Here is a 25,230-nt window from a genome sequence, read left to right as displayed (position 1 = left end):
ATTACTTTTGCGTTTAATGAAATTTAAAGCAGAGCAAATAGCCGAAATTTTAGAAGGAGAGATTGTTGGAAATCCGGAAGTAGAAGTATCTAAACTATCTAAAATAGAAGAAGGTGAGGAAGGATCGTTAACTTTTTTATCAAACCCGAAATACAATTCATATATATATTCAACAAAAGCAAGTATAGCTATTGTAAATAAGAGCTTTATACCAGATAAAGAAATTGAAACAACTTTAATAAAGGTAGATGATGCTTATAAATCTTTTTCAAAATTATTAGCTTTTTATAATGAAGTAAAGAATAATAAAACAGGAAGAGAAGAACCACACTTTTTAGCCAGTTCATCTAAAATAGGTGAAAATGAATATATAGGAGCTTATGTATATATAGGAGAAAATGTAACTATAGGAAATAATGTGAAAATTTATCCTAACTCTTATATTGGAGATAATGTGGTTATTGGTGATAACTGTGTTATTTTTTCAGGTGTAAAAATATATTCAGAATCAGTAATAGGAATAAATTGTAAAATTCATTCAGGCTGTGTAATTGGTTCTGATGGATTTGGTTTTGCTCCAGATGAAAGTGGAATTTATAAAGCGGTACCTCAAATAGGAAATGTTATTATTGAAGATAATGTTGATATAGGTGCAAATTCTACTATAGATAGAGCTACTTTAGGATCAACAATTATAAGGGAAGGTGTAAAGCTAGATAATCAAATCCAGATAGCTCATAATGTTGAAATAGGAAAACATACGGTTATTGCGTCTCAAACAGGAATAGCAGGATCTACAAAGATTGGAGAACATTGTATGATTGGAGGTCAAGTAGGAATTGTAGGTCATATAATAATAGGAAACAATGTTAAAATTCAAGCGCAATCAGGAATAGGTAGGAGTTTAAAAGATGGAGATGTAGTTCAAGGAACACCAGCTTTTAGTTACTCTGATTACAATAAATCCTATGTGCACTTTAAAAATTTACCAAACATAGCAACAACAATTCATAAACTTGAAAAAGAGTTGAATACTCAAAAGAAAAAAAATGAGTAAAAATCAAACAACAATAAAAAATGAAGTAACATTATCAGGTGTGGGTTTACATACTGGTAATGAAGTGAGTATGACTTTTAAACCAGCGCCAGTTAATAATGGTTATGCATTTGTACGAGTTGATTTAGAAGGTATGCCAACAATTGAAGCAAGAGCTGAATTTGTAACAAATACCCAAAGAGGAACAAACCTTGAAAAGAAAGGAGTTCAAATACAAACTTCTGAACATGTTTTAGCAGCTGCTGTTGGTCTTGGGATTGATAATTTAATTATAGAAGTAAATGCTTCTGAGCCACCAATAATGGATGGTTCATCAAAGTTTTTTGTAGAAGCTTTGGAAAAAGCTGAAATAGTAGAGCAAGAAGCAGAAGTAGAAGAGTATGTAGTAAAAGAAATAATTACTTATAAAGATGAATCTACAGGAAGTGAAATTATTTTAATGCCTTCTGATGAGTACCAAGTAACAACAATGGTTGATTTTGGAACGAAGATATTAGGAACTCAAAATGCAACATTAAATACAATATCAGACTTTAAAGAAGAGATTTCAGCTGCAAGAACTTTTAGTTTTTTGCATGAAATTGAAATGTTATTAGAGAATGATCTTATCAAAGGAGGAGATTTAAATAATGCTATAGTATATGTGGATAAAGAATTATCTGATGAAACTATGGTAAAATTAAAGAAGGCATTTAAGAAAGAAAATATAGCGGTTAAACCAAATGGTATTTTGGATAATTTAACTTTGCATTGGGCTAATGAAGCAGCAAGACATAAATTATTAGATGTAGTTGGTGATTTAGCGTTGGTAGGTACTAAAATAAGAGGGAAAGTAATAGCTAATAAACCAGGACATTTAGTTAACACACTTTTTGCAAAAAAACTGGCTAAAATTATTAAGCAAGAGAAGAGAAACAATGTTCCTGTTTATGATTTAAATGAGGAACCTTTGATGGATATACATAAAATAATGAGTATCCTACCTCATAGACCTCCTTTTTTGTTAGTTGATAGGATTTTGGAACTTAGCGATAAACATGTTGTAGGAATGAAGAATGTTACAATGAATGAAGATTTTTTTGTTGGGCATTTTCCAGGAGCACCAGTAATGCCAGGTGTGTTACAAGTTGAAGCTATGGCGCAATGTGGAGGAATTTTAGTATTAAGCACAGTGCCGGATCCTGAAAATTATTTAACTTACTTTATGAAAATAGATAATGTTAAATTTAAACAAAAGGTTTTACCAGGTGACACTTTAATTTTTAAAAGTGAGTTAATAACACCAATAAGAAGAGGAATTGCACACATGCAAGCTTATGCTTATGCTAATGGGAAGTTAGTTTGTGAAGCTGAGCTTATGGCGCAAATATCAAAAGTTAAATAATTATGAATCAACCTTTAGCTTACGTTCATCCACAAGCAAAAATAGCTAGAAATGTAGTTATTGAACCATTTACAACAATTCATGCGAACGTAGAAATAGGTTCAGGTACGTGGATAGGTTCTAATGTAACAATTATGGAAGGTGCTCGAATAGGGAAAAATTGTAGAATTTTTCCTGGCTCGGTAATTTCAGCGATACCACAAGACTTGAAGTTTAATGATGAAGAAACTACTGTTATTATAGGTGATAACGTTACAATAAGAGAATGTGTAACTATAAATAGAGGAACAGTAGATAGAATGAAAACAATTATAGGAGATAATTGTTTAGTAATGGCATATAGTCATATTGCACATGATTGTATTGTTGGAAATAATTGTATTTTTTCTAATAATACTACACTAGCAGGGCATGTAACTGTTGGTGATAATGTAGTATTGGCGGGTATGGTTGCTGTTCATCAATTTGCTTCTGTAGGTAATCATGCATTTGTTACAGGAGGGTCTTTAGTTCGTAAAGACGTACCTCCATATGTAAAAGCTGCACGTGAACCGTTATCATATGTTGGTATTAATTCTGTAGGATTAAGAAGAAGAGGTTTTTCAACAGAAAAAATTAGGGAAATTCAAAATGTTTATAGAATTTTATATCAAAAAAATTATAATAATACACAAGCTGTAGAAATAATTGAAGCTGAAATGGAAGCTACTCCAGAGAGAGATGAAATTCTACAGTTTATAAAAGATTCTCATAGAGGAATAATGAAAGGATATTTTAAAGCTAACTAAACCTTGAAATTAGGGAGTTTAATTATTAATAAAAACATTTAAATTAAAAATGGCAACAACTTCAGACATTAAAAAAGGATTATGTATTAAATACAACCACGATATATTTAAAATTATTGAATTTTTACATGTAAAACCTGGTAAAGGTCCAGCATTTGTTAGAACTAAATTAAAAAGTGTAACGTCAGGAAAAGTAATAGATAATACATTTTCTGCAGGGCATAAAATAGAAGATGTTCGTGTAGAAACTCATAAGTTTCAATACTTGTATCCAGAAGGGGATAGTTATCACTTCATGAATACTGAAGACTATAACCAAATAACATTACAAAGATCAGTATTAGATGCACCTGATTTAATGAAAGAAGGAGAGATAGTAACTGTATTAATTAATACAGAAGATGGATTACCTTTATCAGTAGAGATGCCTTCACATGTTATTTTAGAAGTAACACATACTGAACCTGGTGTAAAAGGTAATACAGCTACTAATGCTACCAAGCCAGCAACAGTTGAAACTGGAGCTAGAATTAATGTTCCTTTGTTCATTAATGAAGGAGATAAAATTAAAATAGATACAGAAAAAGGAGCTTATACAGAACGTATCAAGGAATAATAAAAAAGTAATTCCCGCACAAAGCGGGAATTTTGTTTTTACATGAAATTCAAACAACCGCAAACACTAAAAACCATTGCCTCCCTTCTAAATGTTGAATTTGTGGGAGCTGAAGACTTTCCAATAACTGGAATAAATGAAATACATGTAGTAGAAAAAGGTGATATTGTTTTTGTAGATCACCCTAAGTATTATGATAAAGCATTACAATCTAAAGCTACAACTGTACTCATAAATAAAAAAGTAGATTGTCCAGAAGGTAAGTCTTTGTTAATATCAGATGATCCTTTTAGAGATTTTAATACATTAACAAATCACTTTAATCCATTTATAGCATCAAAAGAAAGTATTTCAAATACAGCAATCATTGGAGAGAATACAATTATTCAACCTAATGTCTTTGTTGGAGAAAATGTAGTTATAGGTAAGAATTGTCTTATACATGCAAATGTTAGTATTAATAACAACTGTGTGATTGGAGATAATGTAATTATACACTCAAACTCTGTTTTAGGAAGTGATGCGTTTTATTATAAAAATAGAGCAGAAGGATTTGATAAGTTAATCTCGGGAGGAAGGGTTGTTCTTGAAGATGATGTAGAGCTTGGAGCTTCTTGTACAATAGATAGAGGAGTAACTGGAGATACTATTATAGGTAAAGGAACAAAAATAGATAATCAAGTTCATATAGGGCATGACACTTATATTGGAAAAAAATGTTTGGTAGCAGCTCAAACAGGAATTGCAGGATGTAATGTTATTGAAGATGAAGTAACAATTTGGGGGCAAGTTGGTATTATTAGTGGATTAACAATTGAAAAAGGTACCGTTTTGATGGCACAAACAGGTGTTACAAAGAACTTGAAAAAAGCTACTTACTTTGGAACTCCTCAAAGAGAATATAGACAAACATTAAGAGAGGTTGTTTATTTAAAAAATGCAACCAATAAAGATAAAAAGTAACATAAAATTAATTGTGAAAAGTCAATTAAAAGATTATTTTTGTCTGACTTTTTAAAAATATAAAAAACAAACCAATGAGTGTTTTAGTAAATAAAGATTCAAAAATTATAGTACAAGGCTTTACTGGTAGTGAAGGAACTTTCCATGCAGGTCAAATGATTGATTACGGAACTAACATAGTTGGAGGTGTTACACCAGGAAAAGGTGGACAAGAACATTTAGGAAAGCCAGTTTTTAATACAGTTGATGAGGCTGTAAATAAGGCTGGAGCAGATACTTCTATTATTTTCGTTCCACCAGCATTCGCAGCTGACGCTATTATGGAATCAGCAGAAGCAGGAATAAAAGTAATCATTTGTATTACAGAAGGAATTCCTACTGCTGATATGGTAAAAGTAAAAGCTTATATTGATGCGTTAGAAGATTGTACTTTAGTTGGTCCTAACTGTCCAGGAGTTATTACTCCAGATGAAGCAAAGGTTGGTATTATGCCAGGTTTTATTTTCAAAAAAGGAAAAGTAGGTATTGTATCTAAATCTGGAACTTTAACTTATGAAGCAGCTGATCAAGTTGTGAAACAAGGTTACGGAATTACTACAGCTATTGGTATTGGAGGAGATCCAATTATTGGAACTACTACTAAAGAGGCAGTTGAGTTATTAATGAATGACGATGAGACTGAAGCAATTGTTATGATCGGTGAAATAGGTGGAAACTTAGAAGCTGAAGCAGCTCGTTGGATCAAAGCAGATGGAAATCGTAAACCTGTTGTTGGATTTATTGCAGGTCAAACTGCACCAGCAGGAAGAACAATGGGACACGCTGGAGCAATTGTAGGTGGAGCTGATGATACTGCTCAAGCTAAAATGAAAATATTAGCAGAAAATGGAGTACATGTAGTTGATTCTCCAGCTAAAATTGGTGAAACTGTAGCTAAGGTTTTAGCATAAATAATACAAAGTATTGTTAAATTTTCATAATTTAACCTAATAAAATCCGTTGAATTCGTAAATTCAACGGATTTTTTATTTTAATCAAACATTACATATTATGATAAAGTATAAATTACTGCTTATTAGCATGTTATTTTTAACTGTAGTAAGCTGTAAAGAATCTTCTACTTCAAGTAAAAATGAAGTGAAGACCGAACAAAAAACAGACCCTAATGGGTTTTCTTATGAAATAGTTACTAATGATCCTACTGGACTTCGTTTATACACGTTAAAAAATGGATTAAAGGTGTATTTGAGTAAAAACACAGATGAGCCTAAAATTCAAACCTACATAGCGGTTAGAGCTGGTTCAAACTATGATCCTAAAAACTCTACAGGTTTAGCTCACTATTTAGAGCACATGGTATTTAAAGGAACTCATAAAATTGGAACTTTAGATTGGGAGAAAGAGAAGGAGTATTTAGATAAAATTACTGCATTGTATGAGCAACACAGAACAGAAGAAAACCCAGAGAAAAAGAAAGAACTATATAAAGAAATAGATAAGGTTTCTTTAGAAGCTTCAAATTTTTCTGTAGCTAATGAGTATGATAAAATGACGGCATCATTAGGAGCTACAGGAACCAATGCACATACTTGGTTTGAGGAAACAGTATATAAGAATAAAATACCAGCTAATGAGCTAAATAAATGGCTAGATTTAGAAGCTGAGCGTTTTAGTACTTTAGTGCTACGTCTTTTTCATACGGAATTAGAAGCTGTTTTTGAAGAGTTTAATAGAGGACAAGATAATGATTATAGAAAGCGTTATGCTGCTATGTTAGATGGATTATTTCCTAATCATCCTTATGGACAGCAAACAACTATTGGTACAGGGGAACATTTAAAAAACCCTTCAATGATAGATATTCATAATTACTTTAATAAGTATTATGTACCTAATAATATAGCAGTTGTTTTAGTTGGTGATATAGATTTTGAAGCTACTATTAAAAAAGTAGATGCTACTTTTGGTAAATTAGAAAAGAAAGAATTAGAACATCCGGTTTTACCAAAAGAGCAACCAATTACTGCACCTATTATTAAAGAAGTTTTTGGACCTACTGCAGAAAATATATCGTTAGCTTATAGATCTGGTGGAATTAATACAGAAGAAGAGAAGTATGTTACACTTTGTGATATGATTTTAACCAATGGGAATGCAGGATTAATAGATTTAAACCTAAACCAAAAACAAGCAGTTCAAAGAGCTGGTTGTTCTCCTACATTTTTAAATGATTACGGATACCATAATTTTTCGGGAAGCCCTAAATCTGGTCAAACTTTAGATGAAGTAAAAGATTTATTATTAGGGGAAATAGAAAAATTAAAGAAAGGAGAATTTGACGAATGGATGTTACAAGCTGTTATAAATGATTTAAAATTAAGTCAAACACGAGAGTATGAAAATAATACAGCATTAGCAGGAGCTTATTATAATGCTTTTATTCACCACAGAAAATGGGAAGATCAAGTAAGGTTTTTAGAAGACTTAAAAAAGATAACAAAGCAAGAATTGGTTAATTTTGCTAATAAGTTTTATAAAAACAATTATGTTGTTACTTATAAGAGAAAAGGAGAAGATAAAAGTATAGTTAAAGTTGAAAATCCTGAAATTACTCCAGTAAAACTAAATAGAGATAAAAGCTCAGAATATTTAAAAACTTTTAATAAAGTTGAATCCGAACCATTACAGCCAAAGTTTGTTGATTATAAGTCTGCTATTAAAAAGACAAAGACAGCAAATGATATCAATGTTTCTTATATTTTAAATGAGAAAAATGATCTTTTTGATTTAAATATCATTTTTGATATGGGGAAAGATAATAATAAAAAGTTAAGCTTAGCTGCTGGGTACTTAGAATATTTAGGAACAGAAAAGTACTCTGCGGAAGAAATAAAAAAAGAATTCTATAAGTTAGGTATTGATTACTATGTGAGTGCACAAGATGATAAAACATATGTAGGTTTAAGAGGGTTGAAAGATCATTTACCAAAAGGTTTAGAGCTATTAGAACACCTTTGGGATAATGCTAAGGCAGACCAAGGAGCGTATGATAAATATGTTGAGAAAATTTATAAAGGACGCCAAGATGGAAAAACACAAAAAGGAAATATTCTTTGGGGAGGTTTAATGGAGTATGGAAGATATGGAGAGAACTCTCGTTTAAGAGATATTATGCAAATTGATGAGTTGAAAGAGGTTAATCCAGAAGAGTTAGTGGCTATTGTAAAAGATATGAAAAATTACAAACAACGTGTTTTCTATTATGGAAAGGATGTAGATGGCGCAGTAAAAGCATTAAATCAACATCATAAAATTTACGGAGAATTAAAAGAATATCCTAAAGCTAAAGAATATACACGTACAGAAACAGGTGGTAATGTATTCTTTACAAATTATGATATGGTGCAAACAGAAATGCTATTTTTAGCTAAAGGAAAGCCTTTTGACCCAAAGAATTTAGCTACATCAAGATTGTTTAATACTTATTTTGGAAGTGGTTTATCTTCTATCGTTTTTCAAGAAATTAGAGAAAGTAAATCTTTAGCTTACTCAGCTTTTGCAGGCTATAGTAATGCGCGTAAAAAAGATGATCCAAATTATATTTATGCATATGTAGGCACACAAGCTAATAAATTATCACAAGCTGTTGATGCTATGATGGATTTAATGAATGATATGCCTGAGGCTGAAAAGCAATTTAATGCAGCAAAAGAGGCCACGTTAAAGAAAATAGCTGCGGAACGAATTACTAAATCTAATATTTTTTGGTCTTATGAAAGATTGAAAAAACTAGGTATTGAAAATGATAACCGTGAAGAAATGTATAATACGATTAAAGGTATGACTATTAAAGATTTAAAAGGTTTCTTTGATAATAATATTAAAGGAGAATCGTATAATGTAATGGTTATTGGTAATAAGAAGGATCTAGATGTAAAATCATTACAAAAATTAGGGAAAATAAAAGAAATGGATGTTGATTACTTGTTTAATTATATAGATAAAAAAGAAGTAAAACAATAAAGTAGTTAACACCTTTAAAAATTGAACTCGTGGAGATTAACTTCCCACGAGTTTTTTGTTTATAGTATTCTAGTGTTTATGAATTTTTTATAGTAAAATTTAAAGACTATTATACTATATTTGTCATCCATAAACAGCTAATAAATGAAACTTTTAGAGAATAAAACAGCGATTATAACAGGAGCTACCAGAGGAATTGGTAGAGGAATAGCTACAGAGTTTGCAAAGCAAGGTTGTAATGTAGCATTTACATACAATTCATCTGTAGAAGCAGCTAATGAATTAGAAAAAGAGTTAAAAGAGTTAGGTGTTCAAGCTAAAGGGTACCAATCAAATGCAGCTGAGTTTGATGCAGCGCAAGATTTGGCTAAGTCTGTATTAGAAGAATTTGGTACTATTGATGTTTTAATAAACAATGCAGGAATTACTAAAGATAACTTGTTAATGCGTATTTCTGAAGATGATTTTGACAAGGTTATTGAAGTAAATTTAAAGTCTGTATTCAATTTAACAAAAGCTGTAGTACGTCCGATGATGAAACAAAGAGCAGGTTCAATTATTAATATGAGTTCTGTTGTTGGTTTAAAAGGAAATGCAGGGCAAGCTAATTATGCAGCTTCTAAAGCTGGAATTTTAGGTTTTTCTAAATCAGTAGCATTAGAGTTAGGATCAAGAAATATTCGTAGTAATGTAGTTGCTCCAGGTTTTATTGAAACTGAAATGACAGCTAAATTAGATGAAAAAGTAGTTGAAGGATGGAGAAATGAAATTCCTTTAAAAAGAGGAGGGAGTCCTAAAGATATTGCAGATGCATGTGTATTCTTAGCATCAGATATGAGTTCTTACATTACAGGACAAACTTTGTCTGTTGATGGAGGAATGTTAACGTAAAATTGAAAATATTATTCAAGAATAAAACAAAAACTGTGTAATTGAACCACAGTTTTTGTTTTTTTATAATCTATTATCTTCTATATAATCAAGTACATGTTTAGGAATAGCTACATCTTTTGATAATTTACCATCAGAGATTGCAGGTAAACTAACTTGTTTAATAGGTACTAATCCGGCCCAAATAGGTAAGCTTTCGTCTTCAGGCTCATCATTAACTCCTTCAGCTCTAACTTTAGCAGATGCCGTTTCAATAGTGATTTCAACAACTAAAGTTCTATTTAACTCTTTTTCGTTCATAACTCTTAAAGCTTCCCATCTTCCTTTCATCATATGATCCATAATGAGTTTTAATATAGAAGTTTTCTCATTATCATTTTCTATATTCTTTACAGAACCAAAAACTGTAGTAGAGCGATAATTTACTGAGTGATGAAAACCGGACTTAGCTAATACCAAGGCATCTAAATGCATAACTGTCATACTAGCTTTTCCTGATTTTAATAATGATAAAAGCATTCTATTGGCTTGTGAACCATGAAGATATATTTTATTCCCTTTTCTACCATAGGCCATAGGTACAGTAATAGGCATGTTTTCATAGGTGTAACTTACATAACCTATAAAACCAGTGTCTAAAATTTGATTAATTTCTTCTTTGTTGTACACAGCCCTATTGGCACCTCTTTTAACTCTATTTAGTTTTGATTTGTTAAATTCTTCCATATTATATTATAATTTTTTTGCTAATACATGATTTTCGTATCCAGTTTCATCAACTTGAAAGGTTAAACTTCCAATATTGATAAATTCATTTTTTGTATAAAATTTTATAGCTCTATCGTTTTTTATATAAACAGAAAGCCATAGGGTTTCATATTCTAATTTTTTTGCCTTTGATACCACTTTATTAAATAATAGTTTACCCAGTTTTAAAGGAAGAAATTCTTGTAAAATGTATAATCTTTCTAATCTACAATTTCTAGCGGTTTTCATAGTCTTAAAATTGCATTCTAATACTAATTTAGAATAACCAGCAGGGAAGCCATTAACGTAAATAATATAAAAAATGTTGTTGGCATCATCCAGTTGCTTTTTAATTTTTTCTATATCAAAAGCATTATTATTATAGGTAAATAGGTGGTTTTTATTTTCAATATATTCACCATGCGATTCTGTATAGGTAATTCGACCTAATAAAGCCAAAATTTCACTATCAGTTATGCTAGCCAATTTTATTGTAATCATTTTATCTGTTTTCAGGTTTTATCATTAAATATTTGTTCAACATCGTTTGAAATTCATCTAGCTTTTTAGGAAAGAAAATTCTTTTTGTTGAAGCTGGATATTTTTTTATCATCTCATAAGGTCTAATTGGTCTTTTTACAAAATTACCGCCACAGCTAGGACAAATATTTTTGAATAATTCTAAGGCACATTCTTGGCAATAAGTACATTCAAAAGAACAAATCATCGCTTCAGAAGAAGCATTAGGTAAATCTTTATTACAATGTTCACAATTAGGTCTTATTTCTAACATGTTAAATACTTATCTTTAATAACTTCCATATGCCATAAATCATGACCAATAATTGTATAAGCTGCAGCTCTTGCAGACATTTTTCCACCATTAGAATTTCCAATAAACTTTAAATCCTCATCAGTAAAACTTTTTAATAGATTAATACTGTGTTCTCTATTTAGGGTAAATTCTTCTAATAGACTTTCTATTGATTTTTCATTAGCTCTTGAAGGAATTATATATATGTTTTGGTCAAATCCAGATAATGAAGTAGTGTCTCTTCTAGCTATTCTAAAACAACGATGCATAAATATTCTTTCCGTATCTATTATATGTTGAAAAACCTCTTTAATAGTCCATTTATCTATTTTGTATTTAAAGAGTAGTTTATCTTTAGGAATAGTATTAAAAAAGCGGATAACATTTGTTTTACCTTCAATAAAACCATTGATTAATGAAGTTTTAGCATCAACTTTATCAATATATCTTTGGTAATAGCTATCAAATTCTGCGGATGTTAATTCTTGTTGTGTCATCTTTTTATTTTTTGCTCATCACAAATTTATTAGTTTTATGGTCTATCTTTATAGTCCAGAATAAAAACAAATAGTAGTCCAGATGTTTCCTTATAAAACAAGTTTTAATTTAAATAGACAAAGTAACCAAGCACTATATTTACAATTAGCTAATCAGTTTATACAGTATATAACTGATGGTAAGTTACCTAAAGGAACAAAGCTAATTGGAAGTAGGGCTTTAGCTGATTTATTGAGTGTGCATAGAAAAACGGTGGTTGCTTGTTATGAAGAGTTAGATATACAAGGTTGGGTAGAAAGTGTTCCTAAAAAAGGAACCTTTGTACACTCAAATTTACCAGTTTTAAAAAAACAAGACTTTAAAGAAGTTAATTTTAAAGATGAAAATTATACTAGTTTTTCTTTTTATCAAGAAGAGATATTAGGAGAGACATTTACTAAATCAAAAAAAGGATGGACTTATTTAAATGATGGAATATCAGATTCTAGGTTGACACCAATTGAAGAAATTGGTAGAACTTATAGAAAAATTGCAGCTAAAAAGTCAATTTTTGAACACCTTTCTTATGGAACTACTTATGGAAATGAAACCTTAAGAAAAGAGCTAGTAGCGTATTTAAATAAAACTAGAGGTCTTAATATTACTATAGATAATTTATTAATTACCAGAGGAAGTCAAATGGGGATTTATTTAACTTCTCAATTGTTATTAAAAGAAGATGAATGTATAGTTATTGGTGAAACCAATTACCCTTCTGCAACTATAACCTTTAAACATACAGGAGCTAAAGTATTAACGGTAAAAGTAGATGAAAACGGTATTGATACCAATGAAGTAGAGAGATTATGTAAAAACTATAAAATAAAAGCATTATATATTACTTCACATCACCATCATCCAACTACAGTAACACTTTCAGCAGAAAGAAGAATTCACTTGTTAAACATAGCAAAAACATACAATTTTGCCATATTAGAAGATGATTACGACTATGATTTTAATTATAATCAAGCACCTATTTTGCCTTTATCTAGTCATGATGTTAATGGAAATGTAATATATATAGGCTCAGTTTGTAAAACAGTAGCCCCAGTATTTAGAATAGGATATTTAATAGCTACAAAAGCCTTTGTAGATGAAGCTGCAAAATTAAGAAGATTTATAGATAGGCAAGGAGATGCTTTGCTTGAACTTACTTTTGCAGAATATATTAAATCTGGTGATTTAGATAGACATATAAGAAAAGTAATAAGGATTTATAAAAAGAGAAGAGATTTATTCTGTCAACTTTTACAAGAACAATGTGGAGCATTTTTTAGTTTTACAATTCCTAAGGGAGGAATGGCAGTATGGGTTACCTTACATAAAGATTACAAATGGAGTAGTTTTATAGAAGCAGCTAAAGATTTTGAGTTAACCATTCCTAATTATGAACGATATGATATGTTCTATACAGGGCATAATAGTGTAAGAATTGGATTTGCAACTTATAATTTAGATGAGATAAAACAATTAATAAGAAAACTACAATTAGTATGTAAAAGTATGAAGTTAATATCCTAAAGCAGTATCATCACCTCTTGGGTCAGCACCAGCTTCTAATTTACCATTAGGGAGTACCAATATAGCATCTACCTTTCCTATTATTGGTGATTTTGTTTCATCAATAATATATCCTTTTTGTTTTAATTTTTGTTTTAGGTTTTTAGAAAAACCATCAGGTTCTATACGAATAGCATCAGGTAACCATTGATGATGAAATCTAGGTTTATTTACGGCTTCTTGCATTCCCATATTATATTCGTGAACATTTAAAATAGTTTGTAATACAGAAGTAATAATAGTAGAGCCCCCAGGAGTTCCTAATACCATAAAAAGTTTACCTTCTTTCTCCACAATAGTAGGCGTCATAGAACTTAACATACGTTTTTCAGGAGCTATTTCATTAGCTTTAGCACCAACTAAACCAAACATATTTGGGACACCAGGTTTACTACTAAAATCGTCCATTTCGTTGTTTAAAAAGAAACCTAATTCAGAACAGTATAGTTTTGATCCAAAAGCACCATTGATAGTGGTTGTTACGGAAACAGCGTTTCCTGAAGCATCAATAATGGAGTAGTGGGTAGTTTCATCGCTTTCTATCACCTCAATGTTACCATAAGAAACTTCCGAAGATTTGGTAGCTTTGTCAAAGGAAAAGGTTTGCATTCTATAAGTAGCATATTCTTTACTTAGTAGTTTTTGAGTAGGAATGGTAACAAAATCAGGATCTCCTAAAAAATAACCTCTATCTGCATAAGCTCTTCTTTCTGCCTCCGTAATAATTTGTATTGTTTTTAAAGAGTTATGACCTAATTGATGTAAGTTGTATGGTTCGATAGCATTCATTATTTCCGCTAAACAGATTCCGCCACTTGATGGAGGTGCCATTGAAACCACTTTTAAATTATCATACGTAAACGTCACGGGAGTTCTCCATTTAGTTTGATACTTAACTAGATCTTCTTCAGTTACATACCCGCCGTTTTGTTGAATGAATTTAGCTAGTTTTTTAGCAGTTTCTCCTTTGTAAAATTCGTTTTTACCATTTTGCTGTATTCGTGTTAAGGTTTTAGCTAAGGCAGAATATTTTATAGTGTCTCCTTTTTTCCATGGTTTCATAAAGAGAATACTATCTTTATTAGCTTTGGCAAAAAGAGGTTGGTACTCTTTAATTTTTTTAGCCTGTTTTTCAGTCACTACAACTCCTCGTTTAGCCAAATTAATAACAGGTTGTAAAATATCTTTTATAGGAAGTAATCCAAACTTCTCATGAGTATCAAAAATTCCAGCAATACTTCCTGGAACACCAACAGCAGTAGCGCCCAAAGTACTTTTATTTTCAATAACATTGCCTAAAGAGTCTAAATACATATCACGATGCGCACTAAGAGGTGCTTTTTCACGAAAATCTATTGATCCAATTTCTCCGCTCTCTTTTCTATACACCATAAAGCCACCACCACCTATGTTACCAGCATAAGGGTAAGCAACAGCTAAAGCTAAATGTGTAGCAACCATTGCATCAAAAGCATTTCCTCCTTGTTTTAATATTTGTACTCCAATTTTAGAAGCTTCTTTTCTAGCAGAAACAACCATAGCTTTATCAGCGATTAATCCAGTAGTATCTTGAACTTGAGGTTTACAACAAAAAAAGAATAAAATAAAACATAACAGGTAATATTTCATAAAAGAGAATTTTAAAGGTAATTATTATAAGTTGTTACTATTTATAGAATTACAGTAATCACAAAGTTCTTTGAAAAATAAAAAGAAATCTTCCTGAAAAACATCGTAATGTATTAATAAGTCTTCTGTAGCAAGATTCATTTGAGATTTTCCTTGTGTTCTATTATTCATTCCATTAAGAACTTCTTGTATTCCTTTAGCAAACTGATAATTATATAACCAATTGTATTTAATCATGTAAGGAAGTAAATGCTGAGTTTTTTCAGGTAGAATACTAAAATTATTTTCAAGTAACTGGTATATAGATTTTACATAAATACTTAAAGGAATCTGTGAATATCTTTTCCAATTAATGGCTAAAAAATGATCGTAAAAAATATCTATAATAACACCGTCATAATGACCATAGCGTTCATGCAATCTACGTTTACTTTTTCTAACAATTTCATGAGCATCGGTAAAGGTATCTATCTTTCTATGTAAAAGAATTCCTTTTTGAATACCTTCAGAATAATGAGAAAATTTATTTCCTTTTATATGATCAGCAATAAAATTACCAATCATAATTTCTTTATTATTTTTAGAAAGATATAAGTGAGCCAAAAAGTTCATTTAGTAAATGTAGCTAAAAAAAACCACAACTAAGGTTGTGGCTTATTATACTTTTATATATGTTATTTTAGTTTTTAGAAGGCGTATTCTTTAAAATCTCTAATAAAAACTTCCAAAATTTTTGTGTAGAAGAAATTTGTGCACGTTCATCAGGTGAATGTGCTCCTCTAATATTTGGGCCAAAAGATACCATATCCATAGTAGGATAATTTTGACCTAAAATACCACATTCTAATCCAGCATGACAAGCAGCTACATGAGGTTTTTCATTATGTAACTCCTCGTATAAAGTAGTTACTACTTTTAATATTTCTGAATTAATATTTGGTAACCAACCTGGATATGCTCCAGAAAATTCAACTTCAAAACCAGCTAATTCAAAAGCTGCTCGTAATGAATTAGCTAAATCCCATTTGTTAGTTTCAGAAGAAGAACGTGTTAAGCACCCAATTTTAATACTTCCTTCTTTTACTATAACTCGTGCAATGTTATTTGAAGTTTCTACTAAACCTTCAATATCAGGACTCATTCTATATACTCCATTTAAAGCAGTATATATTGCTTTAATAAGTCCTTCTTGTACTCCTAAATCCATAACATTTTCAGGAGTTTCAATTTCTTTTAAGTCTATAGATAAGCTAGGTTCTAAGCTAGCAAATTCAGCTTTAATATTATTTATTTGTTCATTTAATTCAAATAAGAAAGGCTCTTTTGAAATACTATCAATAACTACATTAGCAAAGCTTTCTCTAGGAATAGCATTGCGTAAGCTACCTCCATTAATTTCTGAAATACGTAAACCATAATTAGTAAAACCATCAAATAACAAACGATTCATGATTTTGTTAGCATTTCCTAACCCTTTATGAATGTCCATTCCTGAATGCCCACCATTTAAACCAGTAATAGAAATTTCAAATGCAGTTGTACTTTCTGGAGTTGTTTCTAAAGTATAAGTTCTTGCAGCAGTAATATCAACACCACCAGCACAGCCCATACCTATTTCATCATCTTCTTCGGTATCTAAGTTTAATAATATATCACCTTGTAAAAGACCTCCTTCTAAGCCCATTGCACCAGTCATTCCAGTTTCTTCATCTATGGTAAATAAAGCTTCAATAGCAGGATGAGCTATATCTGTAGAAGATAATACAGCCATAATAGCTGCAACTCCTAAACCATTATCTGCACCTAAAGTAGTTCCTTCAGCTTTTACCCAGTCACCATCTACAATCATTTTAATGCCTTCAGTATCAAAGTCAAAATCAGTATCTGCATTTTTTTGATGAACCATATCTAAATGACTTTGCATCACAACTGTTTTTTTGTCTTCCATTCCCTTTGTAGCAGGTTTACGGATAATAACATTACCAACTTTGTCTACAGAAGTTTCAAGATTAAGTTTTTTACCAAAATCTACCATGAATTGAATAACTCTTTCTTCTTTTTTTGATGGACGAGGTACAGCATTTAAATCTGCAAAATGTTCCCAAACAACCTTAGGTTCTAGGTTTCTTATTTCTGAACTCATTATAAATGATTACTTTTTAGTTTTTGATAGCTCAAAGGTAGGGATTACTAGATTAAAATTGAAAATTGGGTTATTAAAATTATGGAAGTAATTTTTTGAAATTATAGATAGATAATTACAAATTATTTTAAGTTCAATTATATTGATTTAAAATAAATCCAGCTCTTTATCAAAAGAGCTGGTTATGAGTAGTTAATAATTTTACTCATTGTTTCTAATCCCTTTTCAATTATTTTTTATATTTAAAAACCTTCACCTGGGCTTTCTGGACTTTGTGCTTGTGCTTTTTTAGGAGTTAATAAAAGGTAAGTTCCCAAAGCAGTTAGCGCTGTATATTTTCCATAATTACTTATTTTTTTTATAGCTTCTTTTCGAGATATATTTGAATTAGTTTTAGGCTTATTATTATCCATTATTCAAGGTTTTTATATGTTATTATAAAACTTATTTATTTAATAATTATTTTTTTACTGGTTTTTACATTGTTGCTTACTAGTTTCACCATGTAAATCCCGTTGGTAAATTTTGATAAATTAAATGTCAATGTATTGGTTATTTTATTATTGAAAGATGTATTTGTAATTTCTTGACCTATAGTGTTATATATGGATAGCTGAATGTTTTCATTGGTTCCTAAATTTTTAATAACTAATTCTTTTTGCAAATTAACAAACATGTTAATTGGTTTGGTAGTTGCATTTTCAAGAGTAGATAGGGTATTATAACTGGTATGTAAAAAAAAGCGATTTGAAGAGTTGTAATTTGACGGAAGCGTAACTTTATAAGAGTCTTTTTCTTGATTTAGTTGTACAAAAGTGTTGTTTACAGTATCTTCTATGAATACATTGAGACCAGAAGGAAAATTTATTAAATTAGCAGCTATAGCAATATTACCTTGTTTTTTTGTTTGAACTCCTATTGGGATAACCATATTCTCATAGTTTTGATTTGGAAGTGATTGTATAGCCAATTTTTTTTCAGAGTTCCCATTTACTGCTGTAGTATAAATATTTAAATGATCTGTTCTATTGCCACTAAAAATAGGACCGTCAAATCCGTTGTCAAATCCTTCAGTAGCTCCTTCAATGTAATATATTTTTGCTTGCATTTTATTTGTATTGTCAGATATATTCAAATGAATTTCTGATTTAGGATTGGTATTTCTGGAAAAAGTATCTGTTCCTTGGTGACTAAGGAAACTCTCGTTAACATAATATAATCCTATATTTCCATTTGATTGCACAAAATATCCTTGTCCAGGAGCTATTTGAAAATTATCTGCGGCTACTTTTGTAATATAAGCACCATTTCCAGCATTTGCTGATTGATCCCAAATCCATAATGTTTGACTATCTAAAATTGCATCATTAATGGTAAATAAAGTATTACTATTAATATATGAAGTAAAAGGATTTCCTAATAAATTAAAGCCGTTACCATTAGTATCTAAGTTGAATGATAAATCAGTAGTACGTAATGTTCCTGTAAAAGAAACTTCTCCCGAAGCTCCAGAAAGATTAACAGAATACCCTAAACCGCTAGTTAGTGTATTACTGCTGGCTGAACCATTTTGATAATAACTCCACATGTCAGTGTCAGTATTATAACTCCCTAGCCCTAGGTTATTTCCTGTACCGGTTTCTAAACCAATTTCAGAAACAAGATCATCTTCATCTTGCCCAATTACTGGAGATGAAATTAAATACCAATTAGAACTAGTTAATGTTCTATTATAAGTTACAGATCCCGAAAAACCAGATTGAGCAATAAAGCTTGCTCCTGAGTTTATAGTTATAGTATTTACAAAGGCATTTGAGCTTGCTGTTGGGTAATTGGTTACTGTGTTAGGAACTAAAACAGTGTTGCTGCTTGTTGGGATTGTGTTAGAGCTCCAATTACTTGTAGTATGCCAATCATTATCTGTATTACCTGTCCATGTAATTATTGGAGTTGTGTTTGAAGAGTCGTAGGTATCATTGGTTATTTGCGCACCATCTCCAGCAAAGGGAGTAGATGAGGCATTATAAGTTAAATCTTGAGATAGTACATTATCTAAACTAATTGTAGGGTCTTGATTGGTATCCACAAATCTAATTTTTAAATGACAAAATTTATGAGGAGAACCTGAGGCAGTAATAGTAGGGTAAAAAGCTATGTTTTGTGCCTGTGTCCAAGCTACAGAAAGTTTTGTATTTGTATTATTAGCTAGATTAACATTGTAAAGAGATATTGCATCTAAATAATCTTGATCTAGTATGTAGGTAGCTTCCCCAATAGCTGCAGCTGCAGGATGCGCAAAACTTAAGCTACCTCCATTAATATTTGTTCCAAACGCAGCTGAGTTATAATCAATATAAAATTGTCCCAATCCTAATTGGAAGTCAGTGTCTGTAGAAATCATAATATCAGCTTCATAAAAAGTATCAGTTCCATCATTAGTAATTGTTGCATTAGCAAAACTATAACTGATATTTTGTGCCCTACTTTCATTAACAATTGCTAGTAAAAGTGCTATTGCGTAGAAAAAAATCTTCGTATTCATGTATTTTTCTTTCATTTTTGAGAATGTTTTTATTTAATATTTAAGTTAAAATTGTTTGCCGCTTCCAATTAGTGATATGATTAATGGTATATCGGTTGTTTGTATTTGACCATTCATATTTACATCACTTGTTGAGTATCCTGATTGTCCAATATTAGAAATCATCGTAGTAATATCAGGAGTCTGTATTTGATTATTACCGTCTACATTGCCAGCAAATAAAGCATATTTACCAGTTTGAATTTCTGTTACAGCATTAGTATTACCTAAAATATTAGATACGTTTGTAAAATCTATATTTGTAGGAATATTACTTAAGGAAATACTTGTGTTTGTAGTAATTGGTATATGATTTCTATGAAAAATAGCAACATGATATTTTTGGGCTTGCATAAAAAAGCTAATAGTTGAAATACCGTCTACATTTACAATATTGCCATTTCTTTGTAGTAATGCTGATTGCTCATACATTACTGTACTTAAATCAGAAGGTTTTATAAGCTTAATTAATACCCAATCTACTATGGCATTATCTCCTGTAATTGTAAGTATGGATGGTTTACAATTTAGTTGATCACTATAAGGGCTTGTAGTTGGAATTACCCCATTTATTCTTAAATCATCACGCATTAAAAGTTCTTCATCAAAGCTAGCAGCCCCTTTTAAATAAACTTTGGCTGTTAAACTAATATTACAAGAGGTGTTAAAATGATTAGTACTATTAATTAAAGTCCAGTTCGTTTTAGAATAGGTAGGAGCATCTACTTTAATACAGTGTAAACTCTCAGTATTTTGAGTATTAAAGGTTGTAATAATTGTGTTACTACCATTTTGTACATTTAAAGCTTTAAGTGCTCTAGCATTTCTTAAGTTAATATAAAAAAGTTTATTATTATTAGATAAATCTAGTTCTTGTATTAGCGAGCTTGTAAAATCGATTATCTGTAAAGAGGTATTAGCACTTAAGTTGATTTCTCTAATAGGGTTTAAACCAAGTTGTAATTCTGTTAATTTTATTGAAGATTCAACATTTACCTCTACTAGGTTATTAGATCTAGCATTAAGAATTTGTAAGCTAGCATTATTATCGGTATTTAGATATGTTAGTTCGTTATCACTAACATTTAAATTTTTTAATGATGTATTTTTGCTTAGATCGATATAAGTAAGTTGATTTTCATTACAATTTAAAACTGATAAATCCTGAAAAGCACTTATCCCAGTTAAGTCAGTAATTCCCGAAGTACTTACATTTAAAGAAGTAATACCATTAGTATCTGAATGATAAATTAGATTGTCTAATCCGCTTGTATCAATACTGTTATCAATTAGTTTTTGCTCAAATGCAGTATCCGCAATAAAAGAAGAAGGTTCTAATAGCGAACAATCTTCAGTATATGTTGTATGTGAATCTTTATTAGTTAAGTTTAAATCAGACCAAGAAGCACTGCTTACACAAACGAAATTTAATAGTGGATTATTGGTAATGTCATAAGCAGAAGGATTTGGAGCAGATCCTGTTAGGTTTAAAGATGTTAAATTGTTGTTTTGAGCGTGTAACCCACTAATTATATTGTTACTTAGATCTAGTATATTAATAGTATTGTCATTACAATGCAAGCTAAACAATGACGTTGCAGTAGTTGTATCTAATATTCGTAATGAATTAAAAGCTACTTTCAAAGACCTTAAGGAAGTATTTGAAGTTATATCTAATGAACTAATTTGGTTATTATTAAGATTAAGTTCAATTAAGGAAGAATTGGAAGCTAAGTTTATCTCTGAAATATTATTGTTAGATGCATCTAAAACTCTAATACTTGTATTATTAGTAATGTTTATTTCCGTAAGGTTATTGTTAGCAACTTCTAAGCGATCTAAATTCGATGTATCTGTTAAATCTAATGAGTTTAATTGGTTATTTGAAGTAAACAAATCTGTAATAACAGTATTAGTCCCTATAGTCAAATTAGTAAGAACATTGTTTGAAGAACAGTCTAATGTGTTTAAATTATTACTATTTGATACATCAAGTGTTTCTATACGGTTATTACTACAGTTTAATTCAGTAAGTAGGGTATTGTTTGATACCTCTAGAATTGATAGAAAATTGCTTTGACATTTTAATTCTCTTAAAAAAGAATTGTTGGTAATATTTAAATTATGTATAAAATTTCCTTGGCATTCTAAAATTTCTATTAAAGGACAATTACTTATTTTTAAGTCAATAATATCTGAATCAGAGCAATCAATAATTCTTAACCTAGGATTAGATCTAAGGTCAAGAGTTCTAGCAAAGTTTCCTTTAGTGTATAATTCTTCTAAGTTGGCAAAAGCTTCAATACCTGAATAATCTCGAATCATTTTATTATTTAGGTTTAATATTAATACACTAACAGCATCGGTATTTAAAATGTTTCCATTTAAGCCATTGGTATCTATCCCTTTATCTATTAGAGCTTGTTCAAAATTGGAATCAGGAATAGTAGTTGTTTGTCCATTTAAGAAGCTAACGAACATTAATAAGAATATAATTATATAATTTTTCATTGATTTTATATTTGACTTTTTTAAAACTGAATTCCACTACCTATAAAAGAAATGATTAAAGGTAAATCTGTAGTTTGAATCTGTCCATTCATATTAATATCACTAGTAGAATAACCAGACTGGCCTATGTTTGAAATAGCAGTATTAATGTCAGATGTTTGTATCTGATTATTAGTATCTGCATTACCAGGAAATAAAGCATATACTCCAGTTTGTATTTCCGTAACAGCATTAGTAGTTCCCATTACATTTGCTACATCTGTTAAATTAATAGTAACAGGAGTACTGCTCATAGAAATATCTGTATTTGTAGTTATTGGTATATGGTTTCTATGAAAAACGGCGAATTGATATTCTCCAGCTTTCATAAAGAAAGAAATATCTGATATCCCATCAATATCTACAATATCTCCATCTCGCTGTAGTAATGCAGAACGTTCATATAATACAGTAGATAGATTAGTTGGGTCTAAAAGTTTAATGAATACCCAATCTACAATTGCATTTTCATCTGAAGTATTAAATACAGAAGGGTTGCAGGTTAATTCATCATTATAAGGACTTGTAGTTGGAATTAATCCACTTATCCTTAAGTCATCTCGCATTAATGTTTCTTCACCTATATTTGGATTGGTAGCTGCTCCTTTTAAATAAATTTTAGAAGTAACATTAATCGTACAGTGTATATCAAAACTGTTAGTGTTATTAACATCAGGCCATTCTTTTTCAGAATACATTGGATCATCCACTTTTATACAGTAGAGTTTATCAGTATTGTTTGTATTAAATGTTTTAATAAGTGGATTGTTTCCGTTTTTAACATTTAAAGCCTTTAGTTCACCTGCATTTTGTAGGTTTATAGATACAAGTTTGTTATTGTTTGATAAATCAAGTTCCTGTAATTGAAATGCAGAGGATAAATCTATTTTTTTTAAAGCAGTATTATTTGACACATCAATAGTTCTAAAAAAGCCTCCTGAAGCATATAACTCTTCCAAGTTATTACATTCCCCTACATAAATACTAGATAAATTATTAAAATTTGCATTTACAATTTTTAGCTTGGTATTAAAATATAAATCTAAACTAATTAGCAGGTTTGAGTTAATATTTAAATTTGTAAGCTCTTTATTATGTTTTAAGTCAATGCTGGTTATAGCATTATCATTACAATCTAAAATAATTAAATCTTTAAAAGCTTCAATACCAGATAAGTTTGCGATACCAACTGAACTTAAATTTAACTTTATAATACCATGACTATCTGAATGATAAATTAAATTATCTAAATTGTTGTCAATACCCATATCAATTAATTTTTGTTCAAAAAAAGAATCAGGAATATAGGAGCTAGGTTCTAATTCATTACAGTTTTCGGTATATGTTGTGCTAATATCTTTATTGGTTAGGTTTATATCTGCCCAGTCAGCGTTATCAACACAAACATAATTTAAGAGCGGATTATTAGTTATGTTGTAGCAGAAGTCTAATCCGCCTAATCCTCCTCCGATATCTGTATTTCCGTTTTTAAGATTTAGTGAAGTAAGGTTATTCCCTTGAGCTGTTAAACAATTTAAATTAGATTGATTACTAGTATCTAATGTAGTGATATTATTGGTGTGACAATAAAGTATGTTTAAAAGAGGTGCGTTGTTAATATCTAAAGCAGATAATTGATTGTTGTTTACTTCTAAAAGCTGAAGTTGTGTATTAAACGTTAAATCTAGTTTAGCTATATTATTATAGCCAAGGCGAACTTTTTCAATAACATCATTCAAACTAAGATCAATTTCCGATAAATTATTTCCAGATAAATTAAGTTCTATAAGATTTTGACATCTGGTTAGGTTAATATTTGATAAAAAGTTATTAGTAGCTACTAATGTTTGTAAACTAGAATTATTAGTAATATCAATATTTGGTAATTGATTACCACTACAAATTAGGTTGTTTAAATTAATACAGTTATAAATATTCAATGATGATATCATGTTTGTATTACACTCTAATGAAGTTAACGCTGTATTTGTTGATAAATCTAAATTTGAAATTGCGTTTGCCCCACAGTGTAATTCTTGAAGTAATGTATTATTTGATAGTTCTAAACTAACAATTTGATTGCTGCTACAATTTAGTTCATGAAGTTGAGTATTATTTGAAAGGTCAATGTTAACAAGTGAGTTATTATGACAATTTAAAAATTGTAATTGAGGGCAACCATTAATATTCAAGGCTGAAATCTGATTTGTAAAGCAGTCTAGCTTTTCTAAATTTGGTTGATTATTAAGATCTAAACTCGTTAATAAATTACTAGAACAATTTAAAAAAATTAAAAGGTTGTTGTTATTTAAATCTAAATCAGTAATTTGATTATTACTACAGTTTAAACTACTTATTAAAGGGTTATTACTTAAATTTAATGTAGAAAATTGATTGCCTTTACAATTTAAATTTTCTAAAGCACTATTATTAGTAGTATTTAAAGAAGTTAAATTATTATTGTTGCAAGTAATTCGTATTAAGTTCGTGTTAGCAGATACATTTAATGTAGATAATTCATTATTACTACAATCTAAAATTTCAAGATTAAGATTATTAGAAATATTAATATTTGTTAATGAATTTGAGCTACAAACTATAGAGGTCAAATTTGTATTTTGAGATAAATCTAAGCTAGTTAAATTATTATCACTACATATTAAGGTATTTATATTAGTAAAGGCTTCTATTCCTGTTAAATCTGAAATATTAGAATTTCTTATTATTAAAGTTACTCTAATGGCAGCATCAGAATTTAAAATATCACCAGTAACACCATTAGTGTCTATACCTTGGTCTACTAATGCTTGCTCAAAATTTGGATCAGGGATTTCCGTAGTTTGAGAAAAAGTGAGTTGAATACATAGCATAATAAATACTATGTAAAATCTGCTAGGGTATGTCATCTTGTTTTCTTTTTTACAAACGTATTTTATGTAACGAA

The 25,230-nt window shown here is 29.9% G+C and carries 20 protein-coding genes; 9 read left to right on the top strand and 11 right to left on the bottom strand.

Annotation, left to right across the window (positions count from 1 at the left end; genetic code table 11):
* Positions 1 to 16: 16 nt before the first annotated feature.
* The 8 genes from lpxD (at position 17) to fabG (ending at position 9,722) form a co-directional block, all read left to right on the top strand.
* Positions 17 to 1,057: a UDP-3-O-(3-hydroxymyristoyl)glucosamine N-acyltransferase gene (gene lpxD, locus ABNT65_RS05395; protein WP_348739191.1), complete on the top strand. Its 1,041-nt coding sequence runs from the start codon at positions 17 to 19 to the stop codon at positions 1,055 to 1,057.
* A complete protein-coding gene (locus ABNT65_RS05390; protein WP_348706280.1) occupies positions 1,050 to 2,441 on the top strand; it encodes a bifunctional UDP-3-O-[3-hydroxymyristoyl] N-acetylglucosamine deacetylase/3-hydroxyacyl-ACP dehydratase in 1,392 nt (463 codons plus the stop codon). Before lpxD ends, ABNT65_RS05390 begins: the two co-directional genes overlap by 8 nt.
* 2 nt (positions 2,442 to 2,443) lie before the next feature.
* Complete coding sequence (lpxA, locus tag ABNT65_RS05385) at positions 2,444 to 3,229, top strand: acyl-ACP--UDP-N-acetylglucosamine O-acyltransferase (RefSeq protein ID WP_348706282.1); 786 nt, start codon at positions 2,444 to 2,446, stop codon at positions 3,227 to 3,229.
* A 49-nt stretch (positions 3,230 to 3,278) separates the two neighbouring features.
* On the top strand, positions 3,279 to 3,845 hold the full coding sequence (efp, locus tag ABNT65_RS05380) for an elongation factor P (protein ID WP_348706285.1): 567 nt from the start codon (positions 3,279 to 3,281) through the stop codon (positions 3,843 to 3,845).
* Positions 3,846 to 3,887: 42 nt separating this feature from the next.
* Positions 3,888 to 4,808, top strand: a complete 921-nt coding sequence (locus ABNT65_RS05375) for a UDP-3-O-(3-hydroxymyristoyl)glucosamine N-acyltransferase (protein ID WP_348747368.1) — start codon at positions 3,888 to 3,890, stop codon at positions 4,806 to 4,808.
* 74 nt (positions 4,809 to 4,882) lie between these two features.
* Entirely contained in the window at positions 4,883 to 5,758 is an 876-nt protein-coding gene (gene sucD, locus ABNT65_RS05370; RefSeq protein ID WP_348706289.1) for a succinate--CoA ligase subunit alpha, read from the top strand.
* Between the two features lie 100 nt (positions 5,759 to 5,858).
* Positions 5,859 to 8,831: a M16 family metallopeptidase gene (locus ABNT65_RS05365; RefSeq protein ID WP_348739189.1), complete on the top strand. Its 2,973-nt coding sequence runs from the start codon at positions 5,859 to 5,861 to the stop codon at positions 8,829 to 8,831.
* A 144-nt stretch (positions 8,832 to 8,975) separates the two neighbouring features.
* Positions 8,976 to 9,722 (top strand): 3-oxoacyl-[acyl-carrier-protein] reductase, encoded by a 747-nt coding sequence (gene fabG, locus ABNT65_RS05360; protein ID WP_348706293.1) that lies wholly within the window; start codon positions 8,976 to 8,978, stop codon positions 9,720 to 9,722.
* A gap of 63 nt (positions 9,723 to 9,785) precedes the next feature.
* On the opposite strand, the gene ABNT65_RS05355 is transcribed toward fabG, so the two are convergent.
* From ABNT65_RS05355 to ABNT65_RS05340, 4 genes are read right to left on the bottom strand one after another with little or no spacing between them, the layout of a single operon-like run.
* Complete coding sequence (locus tag ABNT65_RS05355) at positions 9,786 to 10,448, bottom strand: pyridoxamine 5'-phosphate oxidase family protein (RefSeq protein WP_348706296.1); 663 nt, start codon at positions 10,446 to 10,448, stop codon at positions 9,786 to 9,788.
* A 6-nt stretch (positions 10,449 to 10,454) separates the two neighbouring features.
* Positions 10,455 to 10,970 carry a GNAT family N-acetyltransferase gene (locus tag ABNT65_RS05350; RefSeq protein ID WP_348706298.1) on the bottom strand — a complete coding sequence of 172 codons (516 nt, stop codon included), beginning with the start codon at positions 10,968 to 10,970 and terminating at the stop codon, positions 10,455 to 10,457.
* A gap of 1 nt (position 10,971) precedes the next feature.
* Complete coding sequence (locus ABNT65_RS05345; protein ID WP_348706301.1) at positions 10,972 to 11,262, bottom strand: DUF1272 domain-containing protein; 291 nt, start codon at positions 11,260 to 11,262, stop codon at positions 10,972 to 10,974.
* Positions 11,256 to 11,780: a DinB family protein gene (locus tag ABNT65_RS05340; protein WP_348747367.1), complete on the bottom strand. Its 525-nt coding sequence runs from the start codon at positions 11,778 to 11,780 to the stop codon at positions 11,256 to 11,258. Before ABNT65_RS05340 ends, ABNT65_RS05345 begins: the two co-directional genes overlap by 7 nt.
* Positions 11,781 to 11,862: 82 nt before the next feature.
* Here ABNT65_RS05340 and ABNT65_RS05335 point away from each other — a divergent pair, with 82 nt between their 5' ends.
* Entirely contained in the window at positions 11,863 to 13,344 is a 1,482-nt protein-coding gene (locus tag ABNT65_RS05335) for a PLP-dependent aminotransferase family protein (protein WP_348747366.1), read from the top strand.
* Here the strand turns inward: ABNT65_RS05335 and ggt are convergent.
* From ggt to ABNT65_RS05300, 7 genes are all read right to left on the bottom strand, one after another.
* Entirely contained in the window at positions 13,333 to 15,012 is a 1,680-nt protein-coding gene (gene ggt / locus ABNT65_RS05330) for a gamma-glutamyltransferase (protein ID WP_348747365.1), read from the bottom strand. The genes ABNT65_RS05335 and ggt overlap by 12 nt on opposite strands.
* A gap of 24 nt (positions 15,013 to 15,036) precedes the next feature.
* Positions 15,037 to 15,576: an acyl carrier protein phosphodiesterase gene (locus ABNT65_RS05325; RefSeq protein WP_348747364.1), complete on the bottom strand. Its 540-nt coding sequence runs from the start codon at positions 15,574 to 15,576 to the stop codon at positions 15,037 to 15,039.
* A 115-nt stretch (positions 15,577 to 15,691) separates the two neighbouring features.
* Positions 15,692 to 17,155 carry an aminoacyl-histidine dipeptidase gene (locus tag ABNT65_RS05320; protein ID WP_348747363.1) on the bottom strand — a complete coding sequence of 488 codons (1,464 nt, stop codon included), beginning with the start codon at positions 17,153 to 17,155 and terminating at the stop codon, positions 15,692 to 15,694.
* 242 nt (positions 17,156 to 17,397) lie between these two features.
* Positions 17,398 to 17,568, bottom strand: coding sequence for a hypothetical protein (locus tag ABNT65_RS05315; protein ID WP_348706313.1), 171 nt, complete (start codon positions 17,566 to 17,568; stop codon positions 17,398 to 17,400).
* Positions 17,569 to 17,603: 35 nt separating this feature from the next.
* Complete coding sequence (locus ABNT65_RS05310; RefSeq protein ID WP_348747362.1) at positions 17,604 to 19,712, bottom strand: T9SS type A sorting domain-containing protein; 2,109 nt, start codon at positions 19,710 to 19,712, stop codon at positions 17,604 to 17,606.
* A 30-nt stretch (positions 19,713 to 19,742) separates the two neighbouring features.
* Positions 19,743 to 22,247, bottom strand: coding sequence for a hypothetical protein (locus ABNT65_RS05305; protein ID WP_348747361.1), 2,505 nt, complete (start codon positions 22,245 to 22,247; stop codon positions 19,743 to 19,745).
* 20 nt (positions 22,248 to 22,267) lie between these two features.
* Positions 22,268 to 25,192, bottom strand: coding sequence for a hypothetical protein (locus ABNT65_RS05300; RefSeq protein WP_348747360.1), 2,925 nt, complete (start codon positions 25,190 to 25,192; stop codon positions 22,268 to 22,270).
* Positions 25,193 to 25,230: the final 38 nt, after the last annotated feature.

The organism is Tenacibaculum sp. 190524A02b, from assembly GCF_964036645.1.
GTDB classification, from domain to species: Bacteria; Bacteroidota; Bacteroidia; order Flavobacteriales; family Flavobacteriaceae; genus Polaribacter; species Polaribacter vairaonense.
The sequence above is the reverse complement of the archived record's forward strand: the minus strand, read 5'-3'. Positions and strand labels throughout refer to the sequence as shown.